This window comes from Sphingobacterium sp. BS-2 (assembly GCF_046161205.1).
Taxonomy (GTDB): domain Bacteria; phylum Bacteroidota; class Bacteroidia; order Sphingobacteriales; family Sphingobacteriaceae; genus Sphingobacterium; species Sphingobacterium mizutaii.
The window spans coordinates 1-26,245 of record NZ_JBIXGO010000009.1 but is presented as its reverse complement, the minus strand read 5'-3'; the positions used below and the strand labels follow the sequence as shown (position 1 = coordinate 26,245).

The window sequence follows — 26,245 nt, the reverse complement described above, 5'->3', positions numbered from 1 at the left end:
TGGATAAAACTTTTAAAGGGAATGCTAACCGGACTAATCATATTCTTGAAACTGGCACCTTTGAACCATCCGGCAAGGTAGTACTTTTGGACCAATTAGAAAAATATGAAAGCAATCCTGGAACAAATAGTGGCAGATGCCATACTTCATGCTAAATGGCTCAATACCCTTTCTTTTATGGAAAATGCCGGTGCGAGAAAGATTTCAGCATGCGAAGATCCATTGAATACAGATCTGATTCAACTGAAGCATGCAGCTGAGGAGCATAGACATGCCTATTACCTTAAGAAGCAAATAGGGAAATTAGGAATAGAGGGCTTTGAATTTTATAATGAAAGTTCATTGATAGGAGGAAAGGCCTCCGTCCAATATTTACATCTTCTGGATGTAAAAACCAGTCGATATCTAAAAGAACAGTTTAATCTAACTGGTCAAGAATTACGTTATGCTGCATACTTATTTGTGACCTATGCTATCGAGGTTAGGGCAGATGAACTGTATCCAATCTACCAAGAAGTACTGACCTCGGTCGGTTCAAATGTGATGGTAAAATCCATTATTCTAGAAGAGGAAGGCCATCTTGAGGAAATGATCAGCCAATTGAAGGGATTTGATCCTAAATGGGAGGCACATGCTGAGCATGTTTTGCAAATTGAAGCAGTATTATTTCATCATTGGATAGCTGAGGTTTCAAAAGAAGTTGCGCTTTGTGATGTCAATAATTGATGAATTTAGGGTAGAGCTGAAGAATAGAAAGCAGTCAGGACGATATAGGCAGTTAAAGAAGGAAAGACAAGGAATTGATTTCTTTTCAAATGATTACCTAGGTTTTGCGCAAAATGAAGAATTTAAGGACAGGTTGCATGCTTTGGTGCTTCAATACCCGGAATCTATATTGGGGGCTACTGGTTCTAGGCTAATCTCAGGAAATTCAGACTTACAGATGGAGATAGAGCAGTTTATCGCGAATCAACATGGTTTTGAATCAGCTTTATTATTTCCCTCAGGGTATAACGCGAACCTTGCCTTATTCTCAACATTACCGAAGAAATCCGATACGATCCTATTAGATGAGAAGGTCCATCGATCTGTTTATGATGGCTGTAGACTATCTCCGGCGAGTCGTTGGAAATTTCGACATAATAACCTGGACCATCTCGAAGAATTACTAAAGAAAGCTACAGGTCATATCTGGGTAGGGATAGAAAGTCTTTATTCCATGGATGGGGATTTTGCACCAATCCAAGAAATTGCAGCTCTATGCCAACATTATTCAGCAGCCTTGATTGTTGATGAGGCCCATGCTATAGGGACTTGTGGTTTGGGCTTGGTGGATCATTTTAGATTACAGAACCAGGTTTTCGCAACAGTGATCACTTACGGTAAGGCAATGGGTTTATCTGGGGCATCAATCTTAGGTTCTTCAAGCCTTATTGCGTATCTGATCAACTATTCTTCAACCTTTATCTATACTACGGGAATGCCTGATTTTCATGCTCTTGCAATTAAAGCATCCTATGATTTTTTAAAGGATAATGAATTGCTAATTAATGGTCTACAAGCTAATGTTAAACAATTTCATCCTATAGAAGAAGTTGATGCCAGTCCTTTTAGAAGTCCCATAATACCGATCAGGTTTCCAGATCCAAGGAATTTGGAGAAGGCAGTTGAATTATTGGAAAAACAAAGGATATTAAGCTATGCCATCAAGTATCCCACAGTGCCTAAAGAAGAAGAAATGTTGCGTATTTCCATTCATTCCTTCAACACAAAAGAAGAGATTGGGTTATTAAAGAACAGCCTAGAAGAAATAAAAAATGAGTAAGAAATATTTTGTTACTGGAATCGGTACATCTGTTGGGAAAACAATTGTTTCGGCAGTCCTCGTAAAGCTTTGGAACGCCGAATACTGGAAACCTATACAATCAGGAGATCTAGAAAGCAGCGATAGCCTGATGCTTCGAGCATTAGTAGGCAATGAGCTCATCGTTCATCCTGAACGATACAAATTAAATACTCCCGCTTCCCCGCATTATTCTGCGGAAGTCGATGGAGTCGAAATATCGATCCAAGACTTTCAACTCCCTGAAACAAGCGGCAACCTGATTGTAGAAGGTGCAGGAGGTATGTTTGTTCCCATAAACGATCAGGAATTTATCATAGACCTGGCAGAGCATTTAGACCTGCCGGTAATTCTGGTATGTTCAGATTATTTGGGAAGCATCAACCATAGTTTGCTCTCCTTTCACAGCTTGAATGAACGCGGAATAGCCGTCGAATATATCGTCCTGAATGGAGAGTTCAAGGAATCCAGTAAGAGGATTTTGATCAAGAACAAACCAGCGGGAAGTAAGATAATGGAGATTCCACAATTGGAAACAGTGGATGCTGCAGGTTTAGAAAAAGCAATTAAAAAAATTAGAATAGAAAAATAAAAAAATGAGTGCTAGTAAAACATTAAAACACGATTGGACAAAAGAGGAGTTGTTGGAAATCTACAACAAACCCTTATTGGAACTGGTTTATGAGGCTGCAACGGTACATAGGCAATGGCATAATCCCCAAGAAGTACAGATTTCCACTTTATTGTCTGTCAAGACTGGTGGTTGTCCCGAAGACTGTTCTTACTGTGGTCAGGCGGCACGCTACCATACCGATATCAAGGTCCAGGCCTTATTGCCAACCGAGACCGTATTGGCACATGCAAAGAAAGCAAAGGACAGCGGTTCCTCTCGCTTCTGTATGGCAGCAGCATGGCGCGAAGTTAGGGACAACAGAGACTTTGATAGGATTATCGAAATGGTCCAAGGTGTAAATGAAATGGGGTTGGAGGTGTGCTGCACGTTAGGGATGTTGACCGAAGATCAAGCCAACAGGCTTCAAGAAGCAGGTCTATATGCCTATAACCATAACTTGGATACTTCCGAAGAGTTTTATGATGAGATTATCTCAACAAGGAAATTCGACAACAGGATAGAAACCATCAAAAATGTCAGGAAAGCTGGCATTACCGTTTGCTCAGGCGGTATTATTGGATTAGGCGAGAAGGCTGAAGATAGGATTTCGATGCTTCGCACCTTGGCGAATATGGAAAAACATCCTGAGTCTGTGCCGATCAATGCCTTGGCTAGGGTCGCTGGTACTCCATTAGAAAATCTCCCTAAGATTGATACCTGGGAAATGGTCAGGATGATTGCGACTGCCAGGATTGTATTGCCATCCTCGATGGTCAGATTGAGTGCAGGGAGGATAGAAATGAATGAGGAGGAACAGGCTTGGTGTTTTATGGCGGGCGCCAATTCTATATTCACAGGAGAAAGGCAGACCTTGTTGGTTACCCCAAATCCAGGGGTTGATGAAGATATGCAGATGTTGAAAAACTTGGGGTTGCGACCAATGGAAGTGAAAAAGGAGGCGGTTTGCAACAGCAATGGATAGACCGTGATATAGCGGTCAATTGGCATCCCTATTCGCAAATGAAAACCAGTACACATCTTCCCATTATAAGTGGTAAGGATGCCTATCTTTTCGATATGGAAGGAAATCGCTATCTAGATATGGTAAGTTCGTGGTGGGTTAACCTCAATGGCCATTCAAATTCGTATATTGCCGATAAAGTTTATGAGCAGCTTAATACTTTAGAGCAGGTCATCTTTGCTGGCTTCACGCATCTACCAGCAATCACTCTTTCAGAACGGTTATTAGAATTGCTTCCTTCTAATCAGGAGAAGGTATTTTATTCGGATAATGGTTCAACAGCAGTGGAAGTGGCCCTGAAAATGTGTATACAGTATGCCTTTAATCAGGGTAAGCAGAAGAATAAGATTGTTGCTTTTAAGGATGGCTACCATGGGGACACCTTTGGTGCCATGTCGGTAAGCGCTCGTGGACAGTGGACTGCGCCATTTGCAGATTTGTTATTTGATGTCATATTTATTGATGCGCCTACGGCCGAAAACCTGGAAGCGAATAAAAAGATCATTGCTGAGCATGCAGATCAGATTGCTTGTTTCATTTACGAACCATTGGTTCAAGGGGCAGGAGGGATGTTGATGCATCAAGCCGAACATTTATCGGACTTAATGGTTTATTGTAAGTCGCAAGGAGTTTTATTGATTCAAGATGAAGTCTTCGTTGGCTTCGGTAGAACTGGGACTTTATTTGCTGCGGATCAATTGACTGAGAAGCCCGATGTAATGTGCTTTTCCAAAGGACTGACCGGCGGTACTATGCCCATGGGGATCACAACCTGCACGGAGGAGCTTTACCAAGCCTTCTATTCGGATGATAAAAAGAAGGCCTTATTCCATGGCCATTCCTTTACTGCAAGTCCGATAGCATGTGCGGCATCCTTGGCAAGCATGGATTTATTGCTTCTCGATGCTACCCAGGCGAAAATAAAAGCGATCGTAGAATCGCATTATCAATTTGCAGAGGAGTTAAAAGGATATGAAAACGCCAAGAATGTCCGCCAAACAGGAACCATTCTTGCTTTTGATTGGGAAACAAAATCCGAGACCTCTTATTTTAATAGGGTACAGGAAAAGTTGTTCAATGAATTTATGAAGAGAGGGATCTTGTTAAGACCAATGGGCAATGTGCTGTATATCTTGCCGCCATATTGCACGGAGAAAGAAGATTTAGAATTTACCTATCAACAGATATTGGAGCTGTTGAATAACAATGATATTTAAGGAACTATTTGATAATAGTAGTGTGACTAAAAAGGCTTGCTGAGTTTACTCAAGCAAGCCGTTTTTATTATTGTATGGTCCTTTCGGAGACTTTGAGATAAGCATTTCCATTTCGTTGGTAAGTTTCTTCCTTTTTCGAGACCTTAAACTTGATCTCAGCCTCAGGGTTTGCATCTTCCTCATATTCAGCTTCACCTTCCTCTGATCGTTTTAGGATTATATCCTTACCCAGTTTATGAGCGTTTGGATAGACCAATTCCTCTGCATAGTAAAAAACACCTGCGTCTGAAACCGAAGTGGTTTTCGGTAGGGTAGTGAGTTGTTCACCGTCCCACGCTAAGTAATTTTCTTCCGATGCTATTCCACAGGCTTCTCCTAAGAATTTAATGGCATAGATGGATTTGGCATAATTCAATCCAGGTTTTGTATTTAATTCACCTAAGGTATAAGATTGTTCACCCGGATAATATGGAAAGCTCTTCGATGCAATCATTTCCTTGTTTTTGTTTAATATTTTGGCTTCCACCCAATAGTAATTTTCCAATTCCTCATTAGACTTCCACGCAAAACCATAAAGAAAGGTTTCACCAGACTTTTTATTCAGTTCATAATCCAGGCTCAATAAACCTAGCCAAATAAAACCCGATTTTTTCTTATTATCCTTATGATATTCAATTTTATGCCAAGGCAGGTACATACCACGTAAAGAGATGGGATTCAAAGAAGATTCCTCCATAAATTTCACCTCGGTACCCAAGGGGATAGAGTCCAGCAATTCACTTTTTGAGCTTGGTTCACTTCTTACATAAGCCATATTGACAAAAACCAAAGCAGAACTATCCTTGCTGGTATGATAAAGATTGAAATCATCATAAACCAGGTAAGCAGCCGCTTCTTGCGCTTTTAGCTGCTGCGGGTGGAGGCTGTGTAAAGTGAAAAGGAAAAGAAGCGTGCTGAAATATTTCATTGTGTGATTTTAAGACTATACAAAAATAATAACAATCTGCCGGTCAAATATAGCTGATTTCAGCTATTATTATCGATTTTAGGGAATAAGGTCAAAATTATTTGAGAATACAATTTAATGTGTATACATTTGGTTATCAGTACTATGAAAACCTAAGAATTATAAATTCAAATAATGTCTATTAAAAAACTATAGATTTTTCCAATAATGTAATCTACTAATTAGGTAGATTTTATATATTTGCAACAGAATTTATAAAATATGTATATCAAATCAACCCATATTAGTTTCCGAATGTGCGTAGGAGGTAGGTAAGCGAAGGAAAACTATCTCCAGTAATTCTATTCCATTTTATTAATCCATTTCAAATTATTTACATGAACAGAACGATATATTTTTATCTCGTAGGGCTATTCTTTGCCATAGGTATTGGTCAAACACAAGCCCAAAATATCATTAAAGGTAAGGTGCTGAATGAGCTGAATCAAGCCATCTCAGGAGCTACCGTCATTGATAAAACAACACAAAAGCAAACCCAAACCAATGCAGCAGGGGAATTCAGTATTGACTCTTCGAATCCAAAGACTCAGATCAAGGTCAGGTTCTTGGGCTATCAAGATCAGGACCTAGAAGTAAGTACATCCGAGTCCAATACGATTAAGCTAGTCCCTAGCAATGATGTATTGGAAGAAGTTGTAGTTACTGCATTAGGTATTTCAAGAGAAAAGAAAGCATTGGGATATGCTGTGCAAGAAGTAAAATCCACTGAACTGCAAACAAGACCTACCAATGCCATGGCGGCTTTGTCTGGAAAGGTTGCAGGTCTTCAGATCGTGTCATCCGGTGGAAATATGGGTGGATCTACACGTACCTTATTAAGAGGGATCAATTCTATCGCAGGAAGCAATCAACCGCTTTATGTAGTAGACGGAACTCCGATTGATAACTCCGATCTAAACTCTTCCTCAACCATCAACGGATCAGCCGGTAAAGATGTGGGGAACATGATCCAAGATTTAAACCCAGATGATATCGAGAATATCTCTGTCCTAAAGGGACCTTCAGCTGCAGCATTATATGGTTCCAGGGCATCCAATGGGGTAATCTTGATTACCACTAAACGTGCCGGAAAGGGCGAGCAAGTTAGCATTGATTTAAATACAGGTCTGGAATTTGAAAACATTGTCAGACTCCCAAAACGCCAGCATCTTTATGGCCAAGGTTATAGCCAAAACTTTCAAACCGTCAATATTGAAGGCAAAGACTATAAAATAGTGGATTATGCAGCGGATGAGAGTTGGGGGCCTAAATTAGATGGAACTCCAGTTCTTCAATGGTACAATTTAAATCCAGAAGATGCCGCTGATTATTTAAACCCATCGCCTTGGATATATCCAGAGCATGATGTCAGCTATTTCTTCAATACTGGTTTGGCAAATACCAACAATCTAGCCATTGCAGGAAACTCAGGGAACACAAATTATAGGTTCTCATACACGAATAAAAACGTAAAAGGTACGGTGCCTAATTCTACTTTAGGTCGTAATACCTTTAACTTCTCAGGCGGTACCAAATTAGGGAAGCTGAGCATCAATTCCAGCATCAACTACATCCACAATACGTCCTTAGGAAAACCATGGACCGGAGCATCCAATAGAAATATCATCTTAGAAGCTTTCCAGTGGGGAGCAGTTCAAGTGGATTACAAACGCTTAGAAAACTACAAGCGTCCAGATGGAACACCTTTAGCATGGAATAGAACAGGTTGGCAAAATACGCCAGCTGCAGAAGCGACCCGTTTTATCGACAACCCTTATTGGTCGGCCTATGAAAGCTATTTAGAAGAAAAGAGAGACCGTTTCTATGGTAATATTGGCGCACAGTATGAAGTGACCGATTGGTTGCAGATTGGCGCTAAAGTCCATGGCGATATCTATCAGTTCGGAACCCAAGATCGTATTGCGGTATACTCCCGTAGTGCTTCTCAATATGAAGAAACCAGCAATAAATTAAACGAATACAACTATGAGTTCTTGGCTACCGCAAAAAAGAACTGGGATAAGATTTCCTTGGTAGCCAATGTAGGGGCAAACTTAAGAGATCAAAATAGAAAAGTTGATTATGCCATTACCCAAGGTGGTCTGATTGTTCCAAACTATTATAACCTGAAAAACGCATCTAGCGTGAAGATCGAAAACTTCACTTACAACCGTCGTATTGCCTCTTTGTATGGTAGTGCTTCCTTTGGATACAATGATTTATTGTTCTTAGATGCAACAGTACGTAATGATTGGTCTTCGACCTTACCAAGCCATGCCAACTCCTTTATCTATCCATCTTTTACTGGAAGTTTTGTGTTTTCACAGTTGCCAGCTATCCAAAATCTAGATTGGTTGTCCTTTGGTAAAGTTAGGTTAGGTTGGGCGCAAGTCGGTAATGACACCGATCCTTACCAGTTGAACAAGGTTTACGATGTAGAGCAATCTTTTGATGGCAAACCATCCAACAAACTACCTTCCACTTTGAATAATGCAGACCTTAAACCAGAGATCACCAGTTCTTGGGAGACCGGTCTGAACTTGCAGTTCTTCAAAAATAGATTAGGTTTTGATGTAACATATTACCACAATACCTCCAGAAACCAGATCCTTCCTATTCCTGTTTCATCAGCATTTGGCTATGAAGCAAAAGTCTTGAATGCTGGAAAGGTAGAGAATAAGGGTATTGAAGTGATCTTGAATGCAACGCCAGTCCGCAATGAAGATTTCGAATGGAACTCTAGCATCAACTGGGCAAGAAATAGGAATAAAGTCCTTAAACTGGATGAACTTGTAAATACTTTAACCTTAAGCTCCACCTTGATCAATTTAGTGGCTAGAGAAGGTCAGCCTTACGGACAGCTTTTAGGTTATGATTTCGTTTATGCTGATGGACAACGCGTCATAAAAGAAGATGGAACTTATCAAAGGACTTCCCAATTAGTTCCTCTTGGATCTGTTTTGCCAGATTATCTATTTGGCTTCCAAAACAGTTTCCGTTATAAAAACTTCAATTTCGGATTTCTAATCGATGGTCGAGTAGGTGGAAGCTTCTATTCACAGACCTATAATGTCGGGATGTATTCAGGTATCCTAGAGCGTACCGCTGAAAATAATGTACGTGAAGATGGAATCATCTTAGAAGGTGTTAAAGCCGATGTGGTATTTAATGCAGATGGAACCTATTCCACAAGCAATATCAGGCCTAATGATACACGAATCACTGCTCAGCAATGGGGAAGAAATGAATCCAGTGGTCCGACTACCTTCTCCATTTTTGATGGCACTTTCGTAAAACTAAGAGAAGTAACTTTAGGCTATACCATTCCTTTGAATAATCCTAAAGTGGTAAAAGGAGTTCGTTTATCAGCCTATGCGCGAAACGTATGGAATATCTATACCAAGAGTAAATACATCGATCCAGAATTTACCAACAGCAGTGGGAATGTTCAGGGTATAGAAGGTGGGAATATCCCAACCCCACTAACCTATGGATTTAATGTTAACCTTAAATTTTAAAGCGAGAAACCATGAAAATTAAACATATCCTATATACATCTTTGCTGTCCTTGAGTTTTATCTCCTGCTCCAAAGATACCCTCCAAGAGATTAATGTCGATCCCAATAGGCCATCCAATGTGCCTACGCCCAGTCTTTTTCTTTCTGCAGAAAGGCAGGTGGTCAATGCATTAAGAAGCGAAAGCATCCATTTCCGAGGCGCGCAACTCTTTGCCCAATATTTTAGCCAGAATATCTATACCGATCAATCTAGGTATTTGATTTCGGCAAGTTATTCGGATGAATATTGGACCAATACCTACAAAGCCCTCAGCAACCTGAATGAAATCATCGTGTTGAACGAAGATGAAACGACGAAAATCCAAGCACAAGCAAATGGAGCGGGAGCAAATTCTACCCAGATTGCAATTGCTAGGATCCTGAAATCCTTTGCATTCCATTCCCTAACAGATGTTTTTGGAGATATCCCTTATGAATCCTATGGGAATAAAGATGCCGATTTTGAGGCCTTGAAGAGAAATCCAGATATCCTGACACCTAAATATGCTTCCCAAGAGAAGATTTACAAAGATATCCTCAATGAACTTAAGATTGCGGCTGATACATTGGCTAAATATAAGTCAGGAGTGACCTTTGGAACCTCGGATATTGTGTACCAAGGAAAGAACGAGAAATGGTTTAAGTTTGCCAATTCATTAAGACTAAGGTTAGCAAATCGTATCCTAACCAAAGATAGGGCTTTGGCAACCCAACATATTGAAGATGCCTTGAAAAAAGGAGTGTTCACGTCGAATGCGGATAATGCCGGCTTTACCTATTCTAGTGCTTCGCCCTATGAAGCTCCATTATTTAGAGCGACCGTAACGGCCAACAGAAAGGATTTTGCTGTATCCCATGTGCTTATTGACGTATTAAAAGGGAACCGAGGTCCATTTAAGATTGAAGACCCAAGGTTGAACAAGTATGCCAAACCAAACAGCAAAAATATTTACAAAGGCCAGCCTTATGGTTTACCATTGGCAGCAGGAAATCTATTCCCATTGGATAGTATTTCATTACCAGGAGACTTGGTCAATAAGGCGAATGCCATTGAGGTATTGCAGGAATATTCCGAGGTGGAATTCTTGATCTCCGAATATAAAGGTTGGGAGCAGGCCAGCTATGAAAATGGAGTCAAAGCCTCTTTAGAACGCTGGGGTGCTAGTCCTGCGGAAGTAACGGCCTATTTAGCTAAAGTACCTAAAGCAAATAAGGAAAATGTCCTTTCCCAAAAATACCTCGCCTTATATGGCCAGGGAATAGAGTCTTGGACGGAGATCCGTAGAACGGGTTATCCTCTGTTCTTAGTGAAAAAGGGAGATGTGGTCTGGTCTGGAACGGTAGAAGGAAAACCAGTATCCTATTCTTTTGTGCCTGAGATAGGAGATGCCATTCCAAGTAGATTGGTGTATCCTTTGAAGGAGCAAAGTACCAATAAGACAAACTATCAATCGGCATTGAGCAATCAAGGTGATGATGTGCAGTTCACAAAAATTTGGTGGAATAAGTAAAATGTAATCAATATTTTTAAACGGAGACCTTTTTTGGGTCTCCGTTTTTTTATGCCCAGAATTGAAAGTTGCTAGTTAAATAACTTATTGAAAAATTAATATAAACTATTTGAAATTAAAATTCTAATATCGTAATATTGCGATGTTGTTATCCTTCTTTTCTCTCGGAAGTTTGGTCAACAGCAGTATTAAATGTTTATTTCTTTATTACAATTTATGAATGCCAATTTAACAAACAGCATAAACCAATTAAACTGGTTAGACTTTGACAACTGCACGCGAAAGGAGATCCTAAAACCACTTATCGATTTCATCCAGCATAAAACAAATGCTAAAGAGAAAATCAATATCAACTTCATCTGTACACACAATTCACGTCGTAGTCATTTATCTCAGATTTGGGCGCAGACTGCAGCTGCCTATTTTAATATTCCCAATGTAAATTGTTATTCTGGAGGAACCGAAGAAACGAGCTTATTCCCTACGGTGATTGATACATTGAAGCCACAAGGTTTTGAGATTTTTAAATTATCAGGATCAGAGAATCCTATTTACGCAATAAAATATGCAAAAACAGATCCGCCGATTATTGGTTTTTCTAAAAAACATGACCATCCCTTTAATCCTGCATCTGGATTTGCAGCCATCATGACCTGTACCCAAGCGGATGCAGGTTGTCCTTTTATTCCAGGTGCCGAGAAGAGGATCCCTGTAACTTACGAAGACCCTAAGATTTCAGATGGCTCCCCGGAGCAAGCAGCAGTCTATGCATCACGTAGTCTCCAGATTGCTGAGGAAATGTTCTATGTTTTTTCACAAATCAAAGCCGAATAGATGAATTCAAAACTAAAATTTCTTGATCGCTATCTAACCCTCTGGATATTTTTAGCCATGGCAATTGGAGTTACTATTGGTAAAATGTTTCCTTCCTCTTCGCAATGGATTAACCATTTTCAAACCGGATCGACGAACATTCCTTTAGCCATTGGACTTATTCTCATGATGTACCCACCATTAGCTAAGGTGAAGTATGAACATATTGGAAAAGTTTTTCGAAATATTAAAGTATTGACGACATCCTTAATCTTAAATTGGATTATCGGACCTGTTCTCATGTTTGTCTTGGCAATATTGTTCCTCAACGGTTATCCCGAATATATGACAGGATTGATTTTGATCGGTTTGGCTCGCTGTATCGCCATGGTGGTCGTTTGGAATGAGCTCGCAGAAGGAAATCGGGAATATGCCGCCGGATTGATTGCATTGAATAGTATCTTCCAAGTGATCTTATATAGCCTTTTTGCTTATTTTTTTATTACCGTCTTGCCTCCATATTTTGGTGTAGCAGGTATTTCAGTGGATATTTCAATCCTAGAGATTGCAAAGAGCGTGGGAATCTATCTGGGTATTCCATTCCTGATGGGAATTATCAGTCGTTATACATTGATTGCCATAAAAGGAGAGGATTGGTTCCAAAATAAATTTATTCCATTCATCTCTCCAATCACTCTTATTTCGCTACTCTTCACCATTATTGTTATGTTTAGCCTTAAAGGTGAAATGATCGTGCAATTACCTCTTGATGTGCTTAGGGTAGCCATACCTTTAGTCATTTACTTTGCCATTATGTTCGTTGTTAGCTTTCTGGCGGGGAAAAGGGTGGGGGCAGATTATTCGCAAAGCACGGCTATAGCTTTTACGGCCGCCGGGAATAATTTTGAATTGGCAATTGCGGTTGCCATTGCGGTCTTCGGAATTAATAGTGGTCAAGCATTTGTCGGGGTGATTGGGCCCTTGGTGGAAGTGCCGGCATTGATAGCATTGGTAAACCTGGCCTTTTGGTTTCGAAAAAAATATTTTATGGTGAAACCAGTGTAATGAAAAAGCATCCAGTTCAAGATAATTCAACTGGATGCTTTAATTTCTTCACTTAGCTTTTTTTCCTTGCTGTAATGGAGTACAACATCGGAATGGTCTTCTCCAATCCTTTGATTTGATATTTGCCGGCTTCAATTTCTACTGTATTTTTAAAACAATTGTAAGGCGAATAATCATATTCTGCGAAGGATTCTATTTGTAGTCCATTGTTCAATAAACCTTGGAAAACTTCAGATAAGGAGTGGTTCCAAGAAACTTCCTCGGCAACAATGTCTGCATTTCGATCGGCATAAGTTCCTTCTTGGACCTCAATGATTGCACCATCATTAAAATAAGAATATTGGAACTTACTGAAATCATAGTCAAACATCCAGACCACCGGATGGAACTCGACAAATACTAGTTTTCCGTCGGGTTTTAAGCATCTTGAAATTACCTCCGCCCAACGGTTCAAATCAGGCAACCAACCAATAGTGCCATAACTTGTATAGATGATGTCAAAAAGACCGTTTAAAGAAGCTGGAGCATCGTATACATCCGAACAGATGAATTGGGCGTCTAAACCAAGTTGATCATTTATTTTTTTGGCTTGTTCGATGGCTCGGTCTGATAGGTCTAATCCCGTTACTTTCGCACCTAAGCGAGCAAGGGAAAGGCTATCTTGGCCAAAATGACATTGCAGATGAAGGATTTTCTTGCCATTTACATCTCCCAATAATTCTATTTCAATAGGGTTTAAAGAGCTTTTTCCCTTCAGAAATCCATCGTTATCATAAAAGTCACTATCCACATGCGCTGCGGTTTTTTGATTCCACAGATTCTTGTTGATCTCCTTGTAATTATGTTGCTCGTTCATGGTCTATTGGTCTTCTAAGTGTCTGCATTCCGTTTCTCAGCAGCCATTTCTTTATCCTCTTGGTTGGCCTCCAATTGATTGTCTTCCTGCTCTTCCTCTGCGCTTTTCTCAAATTGTATATGTACGAATATAGGAAAGTGATCAGAATTATAATTGTCCAATTTCTTTAATTCCCTCAATTTAAAATCGGCAGAGATAAAAGCATGGTCCAAGGGAAATTGCATCAGAGGCTGTTTGGCATGGAAGGTATTGTAAAAACCTCTTCCTCGCCGCGGGTCGAGCAATTCGCTCATCTTCAGGAATAATTCAGTGGTATAGCTCCATGCGACATCATTTAAATCGCCAATAACAATGACTGGCAGATCACATTTTTTAGCTTTCTCAGCCACGATCAACAGCTCTTTGTCCCTTTCTGTCGATCTCGGATTCTCATTGGGAACAGGTGGAGTAGGATGGACCGCAAAAACCTGAACGAGTTGCCCCGAAGGAAGCTCAATCTGGCAATCGATACTGGGAATTTCATCTTCTACAAGGTATTTCACTTCCGCATTATGGATTGGAAATTTGGAGTAAAATAACATCCCATAGGTATTGTCAATTGGAATCTTTACCTGGTATTTGTAATCAGTTTCCAGAGATTGAGTCTGTCGATCCCATTCATGACTAGTTTCTAATAGCAGCAAAAGATCAGGCTTATTACTATGGACCACACTCAAACAACCTTTATAATCATCGTTGTCCTCATACACATTGGAAATCATGACCTTCAGACTGTTCTTGTCATCAATTTTATCCGCCTTATAGACTTGCTTTTTCCAAACTGGGGTAAAGGGTAATATTTGTTTGAGAAGATAAATGACATTGATTAGGATTAGTATCCCAAAAACCAGCAACACGGTGCTTTGAAAGTCTGAGTGTATGAAATATAGGATTATCCAAAGAACAGAGAGTGCAAGTTTTTGGATTCTAGGGTATTCGAATACTCGAAAGGTCCAATGATCCTGACGAATCAGAGGAAGAATGGTAAAAATAATTAACAAACTCCCAAAGACAATTAGTGCGATTTCCATTTTACTAAAATAAGAGAAAATTATTTTTGTTTGGAAAAGACTCAAAATGATAGTTAAGGAACGATCCTTTTTCCCATAATGATTAGCCCTCTTTCCATATCATCCAATTGGGCGATATTGGGCAGGTTTGCCCATTCCTCAAAGCCAAAATGTTGGAAAAGTTTCAGACTCGGCTGGTTATGAGAAAAGATAAAACCTAATAAGGTTTTAATGCCCAATCCAGGTGCCTGGCTGATGGCATATTCCAAGGCGGTTTTTCCTAAACCCTTTCCCCTTACAGTTGGATCCAAATAAATGCTGATCTCTGCAGTCGCGTTGTAGGCGGGTCTGCCATAAAAAGATTGAAAACTAAGCCAACCAACGGTGTTATTCTCCATCTCCAAAATCCATAAAGGCCTATGCTTAGCATTGTGTTCATAAAACCAATTGTTCCTGCTTTCAACAGATACAGGTTCTAAATCAGCAGTAACCATTCTAGAAGCAATGGTGGTATTGTAGATTTCTACAATCCGGTTAAGATCTGCATAATTAGCCTCCCTGAATTTTATATTAGTCATGTGGATTTCTTTGGACAAATATAAGGTTTTGGGAGAGGTTTTGGAGTAGGGTTGGAGGCAGGATATTTGGGGTTCTACGACCATCGGGGATTTGAACCAGGATGGATGGGATGGGAGGATAGACCAAGATCAGGAAATGAACCAGGATGCCCTTCGACGCCCCTTCGGCTCCGCTAGGGTACGGCTCAGGGTACGGGATGCGAGGATAGACCAAGATCTGGCAGTTGTATTCTAGACTATATTTGACCCCAATTCCGTAGGGGCTTATTGCATAAGCCCGCATCCTTTTTTGAACATATGGTTCACAATCATTCCATCAACCTGAGATAAAAAATTTGACCTAAATTTATTGGAATGTGAAGACTGCAAAGTGCAAGGCAAAAAAATGGTTTTTATATTATTGAGATATAACCCTATCGAGGTTCCATTATTTTAGCAGACATGGCACATTAGGCTGGAAGTCGCGCAAAAACGATGTTCGATTAATCGAACATCGTTTTTGCATTAACCCTATATTGTTCAATACCATTCGTGCTAAAATAATTTATCCCCGCTGGGGATGTATGGCGGATAATAAATATTCTTCAGATAAATAAATATGGGACTAAATGGCTAGAAACATAGTTTTAACAAAATCTTCATCCTGGAGGTCGCGCAAAAACGTATTATCCCCCAAATAATCTTGGCCCATCCTCTTATCCTCGGTTGGCGAGCGGAGTCGAGCCACATCCTGGTTCCCGCCCAGTTCTTGGCCCATCCTCTTATCCTTGGTTGGCGAGCGGAGTTGAGCCACATCCTGGTTCAAATACCAAATTATCCACTCCAAACATCCTCTTTTTATTTATTTACTTTAAGATGTCCATTGTTTTCGGATAATTTATTAAATTACAATAATCTGATAATCAGGGTTATTCTAATAAATCAAAATACTATGGAACCAAGAAATAGGAAGAGTTACGATACGTTAAGTGAGGCTGTCAATGACTTGCAAAGCATGGGTTATGTAGAAGATTTTGTGATTCAGGAGGAGGGGGAGTGTTTGTTTTGTGTAGGTCGTTCGATGGAGCTTTCTCCAGAGCAATTTGTGATCGATGAGATTTACCGTTTTGAAGGGATGACGGATCCGGGGGATGAAAGCATTTTGTTTGCTATTTCCTCGACCGATAACCTCATCAAAGGATTAGTGATCAATAGCTTTGGTGCTGATTTTAGTTTTACGGCTTCGCGATTGGTTGAAGAATTAAATCGAAGATCAAGAAATGATTAAACTGTTTGGTTTATTGTTTCTTCTCAATCTTGTACACACAGCGGTTATCATCTGCTAAAATATGTTTGACCCGATTTACCTCCAGGTCCTCACCTAATAATGCCCTGAAGTTCTTGAGTTCTGCCCGGCAGAATTGCTGACATTCCGTTGCAGCAGCACAAATTGGACAATGATTTTCAATTAAGTAATAGGTCTGACCCTCTTTCTTCCATTCCGCCATATAGCCTTCTTCAGACCTGATTTGAGCCAATTTCTTTAATTTGTCACTGATGCTTTTGGAACCCTTTAGTTTTTCTTCGTACCTCAAATAGGAGCTTTTTTCACGATCTGTGATCAGCAAGTCTAAGGCATTATCGCCCAAGAGCGACTTGATGGACTGTAGAAGTTGTACTGTAATATCGGCATGGTTGTCGGGAAACTTGGCAAGTCCGGTCTGGCTTAAGGAATAAAAGGTAAAAGGTCTACCAACCCCTGATTTTTTGCATACGCCATGGACCAAACCTTCTTCAGAAAGCTTTAATAATTGTTGCCTCGCACCTTCCTTGCTGATGCCTAATTCCTCAGCGATGCAAGCGGCATCAATTTCACCACGCATCTTCATCAACATAATAATTTTGTCCGAATTGCTCTTCTTCATTAGCCAAGTTATTTCTTGCTTTATTATAGCAAATATAAATAAATAATTTCAATAGATATTTTCTAAGGAGAATAGGAAAAATCTATATTTCCCCCTAATACAGTGTTATTTGTTCTTTTATAGGTTATTTTATCATTAATCCTGCATTAATTTTGCTTTAATAAAACAAGTGTATACTTGTTTTATTAAAACTATTTTTTAACTTTGATATACACAATCTGGAATAGATTGTTAGCTATTACTTCAATTAACACAACCTTATCATGGAGAACTACATATTATCCTTTCGAGCACCATTAAATGCGCTTTTGCAAAGGCAACAAATCTTTGAAAAGTTAGCTCGCGAATATCCTCAATTGGGTCCGATATCGATTGATATGGATGATAAACAATATGTCATGAATGTCCATGCTCCAGGTCGGCTGGAGAACGACATTCAAAACACCTTGTTGAGCTACGGATTCCGCGTCGCTTTCCTAAAAGCTGATTTGATCAAAGTACTTGATCCTAAGGTCAAGATTGCTTAATATTTTTTCATTTCTATTTGTCTGGCGGGTCTTTCTGTTGAAGGATCCGCTTTTTTGTTTCGCTAAAAACCAGCATTTTCTGAAGAAAAATAAAAGTTACGGCCTTACTTAATGAAAATTTTTAATAATTAATACTTGTTTTATTTAAGGAATAATGCGCCTAGATTTCGATTTAAGCAAGAAAATGCTTTCAAAACAAGAATTTTTGCAGGATGGTACAGGATGGATGGGAAATGGAATCTTTTTAGATTTGGACAAAGGGCATTGGTACTGCTTTAAAAATAAAACCTAAACTCAACCTTGGTGAAGGGTTATAATTACAATAGGATGGGCCTTGCATAGTTATAACCCCTTACTTTATAAAGTTTCATTGATAAATAACAAAACGACATACAAGATCATCATTAATTAAATTGGTTCATAAGGGTTATCAAAACCCGTTTCTGTAAATTCCCCAAAGCCCTTTGGGGAATTTTTTTTATCTTTCTAATCCCCTGTTGGTTTACAAAGAGCCTGGGTTTCCCTTGGTCATTATTGTAGCTCAATTTATTCCGGAGCAATCAGAATAGGTCTTGCTTTTTTCTTAACCTTATTCGAGGCATATTTTGAATTTTCCGAATATGCCTCGAACAAGAGTAAAACCAGGTTCGATTGATCTTCTCCATCCAAACCTAATCTAGAAGAAAAAAATAAGGACAATATTATAGCTTAAAAACTTCCTGCTTGATTAAAATGGAATCTGAATAAAAACAGTATTTTTGGTTATGTCAAAAGAACAATTTTCAGGATTTACTTTTAGAAAAGCTTTGCCAGAGGAAGCAGAGTTGATTTGGTCCATTATGCAAGAGGCGATCGATAAAAGGCGCGAGGAGGGAAGTAACCAATGGCAAGATGGTTATCCTAACCTTGATGTGGTGAAAACGGATATTGAAAAGGGGTATGGTTATGTGAGTATTGATCCCAGGGGAAAATTGACGGGCTATTTGGCGCTGATTTTTGATGGAGAGCCAGCCTATGAGGCGATCGCCGATCAATGGTTGACCAATAGGCCTTTTTCTGTAGTGCATAGGATTGCTGTTTCCCAAGCGAATTATGTGAAAGGGCAGGCGACCTGGATGCTGGAGGAAGCTCAGAAGCTGAGTTTTGACAATGGTTATTTGAGCCTGAAAGTGGATACCAACTTTGATAATACGGGGATGTTAAGGGTATTGGAAAAGTTAGGCTATGTGTATTGTGGGGAGGTATACTTCCGGGGTAGCGCTAGGAAAGCTTTCGAAAAGAAATTAGATGATTAAAAAAGCTTAAATAATAATTGAGAAATAAATAGAAAGAGGTTCGATAGAACCTCTTTTTTTGATGAAATACTTTTTTTTCTGTCACCAAACCCAAGAATTAAACAGGATTTGTTTAATAAAGTTTGTTTGGAATATTAAAAAATTAACTCGGTAATTTTCCAACGCGCATAATGATCTTCCAGGTTACCTGTTTAGCTTCTTCCTCATCCTTCCAAAAGGGGACTAATTCCTCCTTTAATTTAAAGAGAGGATTTCTTTCTTCCTGTTGGATATAGCGTTGTGTAGCAGACCAGCTCAACAGATGGCCAAGGAAATCCTGGAGTTTATATTTTTTGCGGATATAGAATTCAGGAGGTTCAATTTCCCGGAAAGGAAAAGGTATGGTGGTGTAACCCTGTTGCAGTAATTTGATCTCAGAAGGCCAATATGGACCTACGGTCTTATCATGGAAATTTTGGGTGATGGGATCGATGTTTTTGTCTACTTGTGGGACAGCATAGGCCCAGACAGCAATGATTCCATCTTTTTTAAGGACTTTTTTTGCAGCTTCGTAGAACTTGTCGATATCGAACCAGTGTATGGCTTGTGCCACAGTGATTATATCGACAGCATGCTCAGGAAGGCTGGGTTCTTCTGCCTTTTCCACATGGTAAGTCACCTTTTCATGCTCGAAAGCATTTTTTATTTGGGCTTCGCTAGGGTCTGAGGCATAGACTTGATTATAAAAGTCGGCTAAATGTATGGCAGATTGGCCGTTTCCCGTTCCACAGTCCCATGCCAAATCATGCGCTGGAGTTAAGTTGCTGAGATAATCATACAGCTCGTGAGGGTATGATGGTCTAAACTGAGCATAAATAGATGCTTGTTTAGAGAAGTTGTCGCTAAAAGTTGCCATAGTACCTTTTTTTTACATCTATTTGTCTCTTAAATTTACGAATAATTGATGAGCAAAAAAGCTATTGTTTAAGATAATTTTTATTGATTATTAAGAGGATATGAATTTAGTAGATTTTTAATGACAGGTTTTTTTTAATGTGGACCTTCTTTAAAAATTGAACTTATCGAGGTCTAATTCACAGAAAAAAGAAGGGGATCCTTCGTAATCAAAAATTTCACCGATTTCAAAACCCATTTTCTTCAGCACATTTAGTGAGCCAACGTTTTCAGGATGTACCGTAGCGTAGACTTTCTTAAGGTCCAGGACCTCCTTGGCGTATTTCAAGCTGGCAATACATGCCTCTGATGCAAATCCATTTCCCCAATGCTTTCTTTTGAGTCTATAACCTAGGTCATAAAAATTACTGATCCCATTCAAGGGCTCCTTGATGTACTTTAATCCACACCAGCCAATCATTTCCATACCGTCTTTTTTGATAATGGCCCAGCGAGCAACGCCATTTTCTAGGTATTGGGTTTTAATAAATTGTATTGCTTCATCAATTTCTTGGATGGATTTTACAGGTTGGTTGAAGATATACTGATGTACCTCGGTGTCAGCATCCATTTCGAACATGTCATTACGGTCGGCTGTGGAAATTTCACGGAGAATCAGCCTTTTGGTTTCAGAAACTGTGGACATTTTTGGTTAAAGTTTATTAATTGGTTTAATAAAATTACAGAAATATAGTTGTTGAAGCAATATTTTATTTTTTTGTCGAAATAATCTGACAAAATAACGGAAATTTTGCAAATAATATTTGGCTATTAAGTCCTTATTTATCTAATTTAGTCGTTTAATAATTCTAAAATTAGTTTAATAAATCGTATTTTAACTACCTAAGAAAATCATAGTCAAAAAGTCATCAGCCTTGATGACTTTTTTTTGTTAAATAAACAGCCTCATCAAAAATTCTTGGTTCCATATAGGATAATTGCAAAGCGCTAAGATTTCCATCTGGTATAATTAACAATTACTTAATGTTTATATGTTAAATTTTAAACCAACTTCATCTAGTTTTATGAAAATTTTAATTTATAAAATAATGAAAAAATTGATTTTTAGCAAAGTATGCAATGCTTAATGGATTGATTTATAGTTTGCTGAAAAAAAATTCAGGCTTGGTTATTTATTGCGATTCAATAATTCTGTTGTTTTCTCTTTATTAAAAATATAATAAAAAATATGTTTTAATATTAAATTAATTTAAATATAGTTACTTTTGTACAGGTAATTCCTTTGGGTAGTAATTAAAATTTATTGCAGATTAATAACGCTAATCGCAATGGGCTGGGCTGTATATATGCTATATATACGTTTCGGTACAGTGGTTTATTGACTAAAAGCGATTGCGGACATGATTGGGGAGGAGCAATAAGCTTTTGAAATATCTTAATTATTTTAATATGGAAATACCAAACAACACTTTGGAAGGGCAGGATCTTGAAAGGAAACTACAGGATGTCGCTGCGAATTGTTTTACCACTTCAAAAAACTTAGAAAACTTGAGTGTTGAGCAACGTTCGCAGATAATCAACCTATTTGAACGCATCAAATATAAGGACATAATTGATCAAGGATTTTGGAGCTTAGGCGGTGGGTTGACCCATTATAAACTTAGCTTAAACGAGATAAAACTGACCTTATTGGAAGTTTTGTCTTCACGTTCGGATGATAAAGAAAGATTGATCCTTAAAGAGATGTTTCTGTTCTTGAACATCCTTGATGAACCCAGTTTCTATCAATTATTTGCATTGAGACAATTGATACACTGTCCAGAAGAAATCTTTGACGAAAAGATAAAAGAGATTTCTGGAAATTACTTTGAATAATCATTCAACAATTTTAGGCATCGGCGGATAAGCAAGACCTTCCATTTGCCCTGGTTTTCTTCTAGTTTTTTGGCCAGGACAAATATAAACCTCTTATTTATAGAAGGAATTTGCAATCTGTCTGATGCCTTTTGTTTTAACGGATAATTTATGGAAATTTGACCATTATTTCCTAAATTTATCCCAATAAGAGCATTAATTTATTTCTGTTTAATCTATGCTCTTTAAAACCAAATAAACTTATATGCTTACGACACCAATTAGCCCTGAACACCAATTTTTCAGGGAGAGTTTACGTTCATTTATCAAAAAAGAAATCCTCCCACATATCGATGAATGGGAGAGTACCGGTAAAATTGATAAAGCCATCTGGCGGAAAATGGGAGAGATGGGTTACTTAGGCCTAATTTATCCCGAAGAATATGGCGGATTAGACCTAGATTTCTATTATTCCCTAATATTTTGCGAAGAACTATCATATTGCTTTTCTGGAGGGTTTACCATTTCTGCGCTTGTAATAGAATATATGTCTGCGCCTTATTTATTGAAATATGGTTCGACATTTCTCAAAGAAAAGTACTTGAGTAGGGTCATTTCTGGGGAACTGGTTAGTGCAATTGCAATTACTGAACCTGGAGCTGGTTCGGATGTTCAGAACATCAAGACCACAGCGATTGATCAGGGTGACTATTTCTTGGTCAATGGCTCCAAGACTTTTATCACCAATGGCTATTACGGTGATTTCTATATTACCGTGGTAAAAACAGATCCCAAAGCCGGATCCTCAGGGATTAGCTTATTGTTGATCGATAAAGGATCAGAAGGCTTGACAACCAATAAGATCCAGAAATTAGGTTGGCATGCTTCCGATACGGCCGAACTGGGCTTTGATAATGTAAAGGTTCCAAAAGACCACTTAATTGGTGAAATTGGAAAAGGATTTAAATATTTGATGGGCGGATTGCAGCTCGAGCGTTTGACAGCTGCCATACATAGCCTCGCTACCGCGGAATCAGCAGTAGAATACACACTCAATTATCTGAAAGAAAGGTCGGCATTTAACAAACAATTGAAGGATTTTCAAGTTATTCGTCATAGAGTGTCGCAGATGATGGCCGATATTGAGGTTTTAAAAAGTTTCGTCTATCACTGTTGTGACCTTGAGAATCAGAAAAAATATGCAGTTAAGGAATGTTCCATTGCTAAACTGCAATGTAGTGAGCTGGCCATCAAAATTGTTGGAGAATGCCTGCAGTTGTTTGGTGGCTATGGCTTTACAGAAGATTATAAGATTTCCAGATTATACCGAGATGTACGTGTTGGTACCATCATTGGGGGAACATCGGAAATTATGCTTGAAATTCTGTCGAAGATATTCATTGATGAAGTGGATTATGAAAAACGATAATTAACCGATGTAAATAAGAGGATAATGAGTAAAATTAAGGAGAGAATTAAAGAGCAAATCAGTGTCAGTAAAAATGCTGATGGGGTCTATCAATTGAGATGGATCAACGTAAGATCGCGTCCACATGATCTTTCATTAGATGAATTCAAGTTCTGTATCGAACTACTTCTTTCTGTCCTTAAGAAAAGTGATTGTACTAGTTTGCAATTGATCTTGGAAGGAAAGTTTAGGGATGCAGATTATGAGGAATTGATCTATATGGCCGGAAAAGAAGGTTTCCTTACTAAATTGGAGCATATCGATGAAATGATCATTGAGCTTTCTGAAATCGAGAAACCGACGGTTGTTTTATTTGATAAAGCTTGTACAGGTTTGGCAGCTGCTTTTCTGTTGCTATTTGATCGACGTATTGGGATCGGTCCTAAAGCCAAGATGGGTTTCCCAGAAGGTGCCTTTGGCATGTTGACCGGTAACGGAAGCTTCAGTAAATTATTAGGGCTTGTGGATGCAGAATTTGTTTTCGATCTATTAAATTCAGGTAGGTTGATCAAACCTGATGAAGCTGAAAAAACAGGTCTTATCCAAGATAGAATCAGTTCTTGGGAACAGGTTCAAGCTTGGCTCCAGGAAAATTCAGCCCTCAATAAGTCGGATAAGTTCAAATGGAAGGTTGATCAGGGTAAATTATCAGAAGCCATACAAAAATTAAATGCCAAGGCTATAAAGCCTTTGTTGCTGACTGAGGTAATATTGAGTTTGATACAAGGTTCTGAAGGGCAGAGCTATAAAGAGTTGCTGACAAAGGAACACCTTGCCTATGTAGGTTTGTTGACCGCGAAGGAAACCCTAGCAAGGGTGAGAACATTCCATTATGCAGTTGAGGATGCGATTTCCATGTGTAAAGAAATTGAAGATGCGGAAATCAGCAAGGTCGCCGTTATCGGAGCTGGGATGATGGGTTCTGGTATAGCCTATGAAGTGGCGAAAGCAGGAATTGATGTGATCTTAAAGGATGTGGATCTGCAAAATGCCGAAAAGGGCAGAGCTTATTCTGAGAGGCTGTGCAATAAACTGATTGAATTGAATAAGATGAAGGAGGATGATAAGCCTAAGATATTGGAGCGCATTCTTCCTACGGATCAATTAGAGGATTTAGATGGCGTGGAAATTATTGTTGAAGCAGTCTTTGAAGATAAGCGATTGAAAGCGGAGGTCATCAATGATAGCAAGCGATATTTAGCACAAAGTGGTCTATTCGCATCCAATACTACTTCTTTGCCGATCAGTAAATTATCGAAATCATTTGATGATCCTAGTCGTTTTATTGGTTTGCATTTTTTCTCACCGGTAGATCGTATGGCATTGGTGGAAGTCATCCGCGGTAAGGAAACCTCGGAGGAAACACTGGACAAAGCATTGAGTTTTGTCGGTAAACTTAAAAAGATTCCGATCGTGGTGAATGATGGACCGGCATTTTTTACCTCCCGAATATTTTTCTATTACCTATTGGAAGGAATTACCATGTTGTTAGAGGGTGTTCCTATGGAAAGAATTGAGGAAGGCGCTAAGCTTGCAGGTTTTGCCGTAGGTCCATTAGCGGTATTGGATGAGATCTCATTGCCATTGATGGTCCATGTATATGAACAGTTGCCTGATATGAGCTTCAGTCAGAAGAGAGTATACAACTACCTACAGCGGATGATCAAAAAAGGAAGGACCGGAAGAAAATCCAGTCGTGGGTTTTATGATTATCCTGATAATAAGCCTAAAAAATACTATTCCGATCCTGAATTAAAGGATCTTGATAGCCAAATTTCTGCAAAAGATATCCAAGATCGATTATTGGCGGTTTTGGCTTTGGATAGTTATCGTTGTCTGGAAGAAGGGGTTTTATTTAGTCCAATTGATGGGGATCTAGGTTCCGTAATGGGATTAGGCTATCCAGTTCAGACCGGTGGGGTATTTGGTTATATCGATATGATCGGTTTGGATGAATTCGTGAAGATCTGTGAAAATTTCAGTCAATATGGCGATGAGTGGGAAATCCCAGATTCATTGGTCAAATTGAGAGATGAAGGTTTCCAGTTTTATGACGGATTTGAATCTAACTGGGTTGATGAGTAGAGTGGTCTGAAAACCTTCAGAAAAAGATAGTGAAATTGGGCTTATGGTACATAAGCCCAATTTTTATTTGTGCTGAGTGATTGTCGCACAAGGGATCACCCCTAGAAGGGGTTAACATTTTTCTATACCCTTTTCGTGTCACCCTGAAGGCTCTGCCGAAGGGTCTCGGAATGTTACATTTTTCAATAGAAATGGTTTTCTCATCTTACGATTTCGAAATGTCAACCATCTCAAAAAAAATAAAACAATAGATTCTTCGCTGTGCTCTGAATCCCTCTCGACGATCAGCGGAGCCGAGATGTCGCTCACCCACTGGATATTTGAACCAGGATGGATGGGATGGGAGGATAGACCAAGAACTGGGAATGAACCAGGATAGGGTTAGACAGGCTAACCCACAGAGGATGGGAGGATGGACCAAGAACTGGGGTTCGACTCCCTCTCAACGACCATCGAGCGGAGCCGAGATGCCGCTCACCTACTGGATGGACCAAGATTTGGAGGTTGCTTCTAGACTATAAATGACCCCAATTCCGTAGGCCTTTCATAAGCCCCCAGCATTTTTTGAACATATAATAGGTTTGTTTTGCGGTCAGTTCCTCAAACTGCGTTCCCAATTATGCCGTCCATCCTGACCTAGGAAGGGTCTCGGAACTATACACTCTTCATTTGAAATGGTTTTCTCAGCTTACGATTTAGAAATAACAAAATCTTCCTAAAAAAATAAAAACAATAGATTCTTCGCTTCGCTCTGAATCCCTCTCAGGAGGATTCCAATTCTGAACGATTAGTGAAGAATCTGTACGTAAATGTCCCAACATGTGCTTGTCATCCTTGATCGAAGATTAAGGACCTGTTCGCCAATGGAATTATGGTTTGCAAAGATCCGAGATTCTTCCTTCGTACCAATGACAGGTTTGTTAAATCTGTGTTTCTAGGTATTTAGACCTATATTTATTTATCTGGAGAATATATTTTATCCGCCATACATCCCTAGCGGGGATGAATTATTTTAGCATGGATGGTAAACAATATAGGGGTAATGCAAAAACGATGTTCGATTAATCGAACATCGTTTTTGCGCGACTT

At 39.1% G+C, this 26,245-nt stretch carries 25 protein-coding genes; 16 read left to right on the top strand and 9 right to left on the bottom strand.

All coding sequences use genetic code 11. The features are described from left to right. Positions 1 to 105 precede the first annotated feature (105 nt). From ACK2WI_RS02560 to bioA, 5 genes are read left to right on the top strand one after another with little or no spacing between them, the layout of a single operon-like run. The gene (locus ACK2WI_RS02560; protein ID WP_409149676.1) at positions 106 to 726 is read left to right on the top strand and encodes a hypothetical protein; all 621 of its coding nucleotides are present in this window, start codon (positions 106 to 108) and stop codon (positions 724 to 726) included. Continuing rightward, positions 713 to 1,825: an aminotransferase class I/II-fold pyridoxal phosphate-dependent enzyme gene (locus tag ACK2WI_RS02555; RefSeq protein WP_409149750.1), complete on the top strand. Its 1,113-nt coding sequence runs from the start codon at positions 713 to 715 to the stop codon at positions 1,823 to 1,825. Before ACK2WI_RS02560 ends, ACK2WI_RS02555 begins: the two co-directional genes overlap by 14 nt. Beyond that, positions 1,818 to 2,435 (top strand): dethiobiotin synthase, encoded by a 618-nt coding sequence (bioD, locus tag ACK2WI_RS02550; protein ID WP_409149674.1) that lies wholly within the window; start codon positions 1,818 to 1,820, stop codon positions 2,433 to 2,435. Before ACK2WI_RS02555 ends, bioD begins: the two co-directional genes overlap by 8 nt. A gap of 4 nt (positions 2,436 to 2,439) precedes the next feature. Then, complete coding sequence (gene bioB / locus ACK2WI_RS02545) at positions 2,440 to 3,438, top strand: biotin synthase BioB (RefSeq protein WP_093097382.1); 999 nt, start codon at positions 2,440 to 2,442, stop codon at positions 3,436 to 3,438. Further along, on the top strand, positions 3,420 to 4,694 hold the full coding sequence (gene bioA / locus ACK2WI_RS02540) for an adenosylmethionine--8-amino-7-oxononanoate transaminase (RefSeq protein WP_409149672.1): 1,275 nt from the start codon (positions 3,420 to 3,422) through the stop codon (positions 4,692 to 4,694). Before bioB ends, bioA begins: the two co-directional genes overlap by 19 nt. 67 nt (positions 4,695 to 4,761) lie before the next feature. Here bioA and ACK2WI_RS02535 read toward each other — a convergent pair whose 3' ends face one another. Continuing rightward, complete coding sequence (locus ACK2WI_RS02535) at positions 4,762 to 5,661, bottom strand: SH3 domain-containing protein (protein ID WP_409149670.1); 900 nt, start codon at positions 5,659 to 5,661, stop codon at positions 4,762 to 4,764. Between the two features lie 377 nt (positions 5,662 to 6,038). Between ACK2WI_RS02535 and ACK2WI_RS02530 the strand changes: the two genes are divergently transcribed. The 4 genes from ACK2WI_RS02530 (at position 6,039) to arsB (ending at position 12,646) form a co-directional block, all read left to right on the top strand. Then, the gene (locus ACK2WI_RS02530) at positions 6,039 to 9,218 is read left to right on the top strand and encodes a SusC/RagA family TonB-linked outer membrane protein (protein ID WP_409149668.1); all 3,180 of its coding nucleotides are present in this window, start codon (positions 6,039 to 6,041) and stop codon (positions 9,216 to 9,218) included. 11 nt (positions 9,219 to 9,229) lie between these two features. After that, on the top strand, positions 9,230 to 10,768 hold the full coding sequence (locus ACK2WI_RS02525) for a SusD/RagB family nutrient-binding outer membrane lipoprotein (protein WP_409149666.1): 1,539 nt from the start codon (positions 9,230 to 9,232) through the stop codon (positions 10,766 to 10,768). A 216-nt stretch (positions 10,769 to 10,984) separates the two neighbouring features. After that, on the top strand, positions 10,985 to 11,602 hold the full coding sequence (locus tag ACK2WI_RS02520) for a low molecular weight phosphatase family protein (RefSeq protein WP_409149664.1): 618 nt from the start codon (positions 10,985 to 10,987) through the stop codon (positions 11,600 to 11,602). Continuing rightward, positions 11,603 to 12,646, top strand: a complete 1,044-nt coding sequence (arsB, locus tag ACK2WI_RS02515; RefSeq protein WP_409149662.1) for an ACR3 family arsenite efflux transporter — start codon at positions 11,603 to 11,605, stop codon at positions 12,644 to 12,646. A 52-nt stretch (positions 12,647 to 12,698) separates the two neighbouring features. Here arsB and ACK2WI_RS02510 read toward each other — a convergent pair whose 3' ends face one another. The 5 genes from ACK2WI_RS02510 to ACK2WI_RS02490 all read right to left on the bottom strand — a co-directional run bounded on the left by ACK2WI_RS02510 (position 12,699) and on the right by ACK2WI_RS02490 (position 15,955). Beyond that, the gene (locus ACK2WI_RS02510) at positions 12,699 to 13,502 is read right to left on the bottom strand and encodes a class I SAM-dependent methyltransferase (protein ID WP_409149660.1); all 804 of its coding nucleotides are present in this window, start codon (positions 13,500 to 13,502) and stop codon (positions 12,699 to 12,701) included. 14 nt (positions 13,503 to 13,516) lie between these two features. After that, positions 13,517 to 14,572: an endonuclease/exonuclease/phosphatase family protein gene (locus ACK2WI_RS02505; RefSeq protein ID WP_409149658.1), complete on the bottom strand. Its 1,056-nt coding sequence runs from the start codon at positions 14,570 to 14,572 to the stop codon at positions 13,517 to 13,519. A gap of 53 nt (positions 14,573 to 14,625) precedes the next feature. Beyond that, positions 14,626 to 15,129: a GNAT family N-acetyltransferase gene (locus tag ACK2WI_RS02500; RefSeq protein ID WP_409149656.1), complete on the bottom strand. Its 504-nt coding sequence runs from the start codon at positions 15,127 to 15,129 to the stop codon at positions 14,626 to 14,628. Next, complete coding sequence (locus tag ACK2WI_RS02495; protein ID WP_409149654.1) at positions 15,122 to 15,412, bottom strand: hypothetical protein; 291 nt, start codon at positions 15,410 to 15,412, stop codon at positions 15,122 to 15,124. Before ACK2WI_RS02495 ends, ACK2WI_RS02500 begins: the two co-directional genes overlap by 8 nt. Before the next feature lie 321 nt (positions 15,413 to 15,733). Continuing rightward, entirely contained in the window at positions 15,734 to 15,955 is a 222-nt protein-coding gene (locus ACK2WI_RS02490) for a hypothetical protein (RefSeq protein WP_409149652.1), read from the bottom strand. 105 nt (positions 15,956 to 16,060) lie between these two features. On the opposite strand from ACK2WI_RS02490, the gene ACK2WI_RS02485 reads away from it, so the two are divergent. Further along, positions 16,061 to 16,396, top strand: coding sequence for a phosphoribosylpyrophosphate synthetase (locus ACK2WI_RS02485; RefSeq protein ID WP_093097814.1), 336 nt, complete (start codon positions 16,061 to 16,063; stop codon positions 16,394 to 16,396). A gap of 10 nt (positions 16,397 to 16,406) precedes the next feature. Here ACK2WI_RS02485 and ACK2WI_RS02480 read toward each other — a convergent pair whose 3' ends face one another. Next, positions 16,407 to 17,033: a metalloregulator ArsR/SmtB family transcription factor gene (locus ACK2WI_RS02480; RefSeq protein ID WP_093097364.1), complete on the bottom strand. Its 627-nt coding sequence runs from the start codon at positions 17,031 to 17,033 to the stop codon at positions 16,407 to 16,409. 263 nt (positions 17,034 to 17,296) lie between these two features. On the opposite strand from ACK2WI_RS02480, the gene ACK2WI_RS02475 reads away from it, so the two are divergent. Continuing rightward, entirely contained in the window at positions 17,297 to 17,560 is a 264-nt protein-coding gene (locus ACK2WI_RS02475) for a hypothetical protein (protein WP_093097362.1), read from the top strand. A gap of 764 nt (positions 17,561 to 18,324) precedes the next feature. Then, positions 18,325 to 18,855 (top strand): GNAT family N-acetyltransferase, encoded by a 531-nt coding sequence (locus ACK2WI_RS02470; protein WP_093097361.1) that lies wholly within the window; start codon positions 18,325 to 18,327, stop codon positions 18,853 to 18,855. 142 nt (positions 18,856 to 18,997) lie between these two features. On the opposite strand, the gene ACK2WI_RS02465 is transcribed toward ACK2WI_RS02470, so the two are convergent. Both ACK2WI_RS02465 and ACK2WI_RS02460 read right to left on the bottom strand, forming a co-directional pair. Further along, a complete protein-coding gene (locus tag ACK2WI_RS02465; RefSeq protein WP_312698424.1) occupies positions 18,998 to 19,750 on the bottom strand; it encodes a class I SAM-dependent methyltransferase in 753 nt (250 codons plus the stop codon). A 150-nt stretch (positions 19,751 to 19,900) separates the two neighbouring features. After that, positions 19,901 to 20,434: a GNAT family N-acetyltransferase gene (locus ACK2WI_RS02460; protein ID WP_313366980.1), complete on the bottom strand. Its 534-nt coding sequence runs from the start codon at positions 20,432 to 20,434 to the stop codon at positions 19,901 to 19,903. A 764-nt stretch (positions 20,435 to 21,198) separates the two neighbouring features. Between ACK2WI_RS02460 and ACK2WI_RS02455 the strand changes: the two genes are divergently transcribed. From ACK2WI_RS02455 to ACK2WI_RS02440, 4 genes are all read left to right on the top strand, one after another. Then, positions 21,199 to 21,624: a hypothetical protein gene (locus tag ACK2WI_RS02455; RefSeq protein ID WP_093097358.1), complete on the top strand. Its 426-nt coding sequence runs from the start codon at positions 21,199 to 21,201 to the stop codon at positions 21,622 to 21,624. 244 nt (positions 21,625 to 21,868) lie between these two features. After that, entirely contained in the window at positions 21,869 to 23,032 is a 1,164-nt protein-coding gene (locus ACK2WI_RS02450) for an acyl-CoA dehydrogenase family protein (RefSeq protein WP_409149648.1), read from the top strand. A gap of 24 nt (positions 23,033 to 23,056) precedes the next feature. Next, the gene (locus ACK2WI_RS02445; protein WP_409149646.1) at positions 23,057 to 25,156 is read left to right on the top strand and encodes a 3-hydroxyacyl-CoA dehydrogenase NAD-binding domain-containing protein; all 2,100 of its coding nucleotides are present in this window, start codon (positions 23,057 to 23,059) and stop codon (positions 25,154 to 25,156) included. Positions 25,157 to 25,476: 320 nt separating this feature from the next. Then, positions 25,477 to 25,677: a hypothetical protein gene (locus ACK2WI_RS02440; RefSeq protein WP_409149644.1), complete on the top strand. Its 201-nt coding sequence runs from the start codon at positions 25,477 to 25,479 to the stop codon at positions 25,675 to 25,677. Positions 25,678 to 26,245 lie beyond the last annotated feature (568 nt).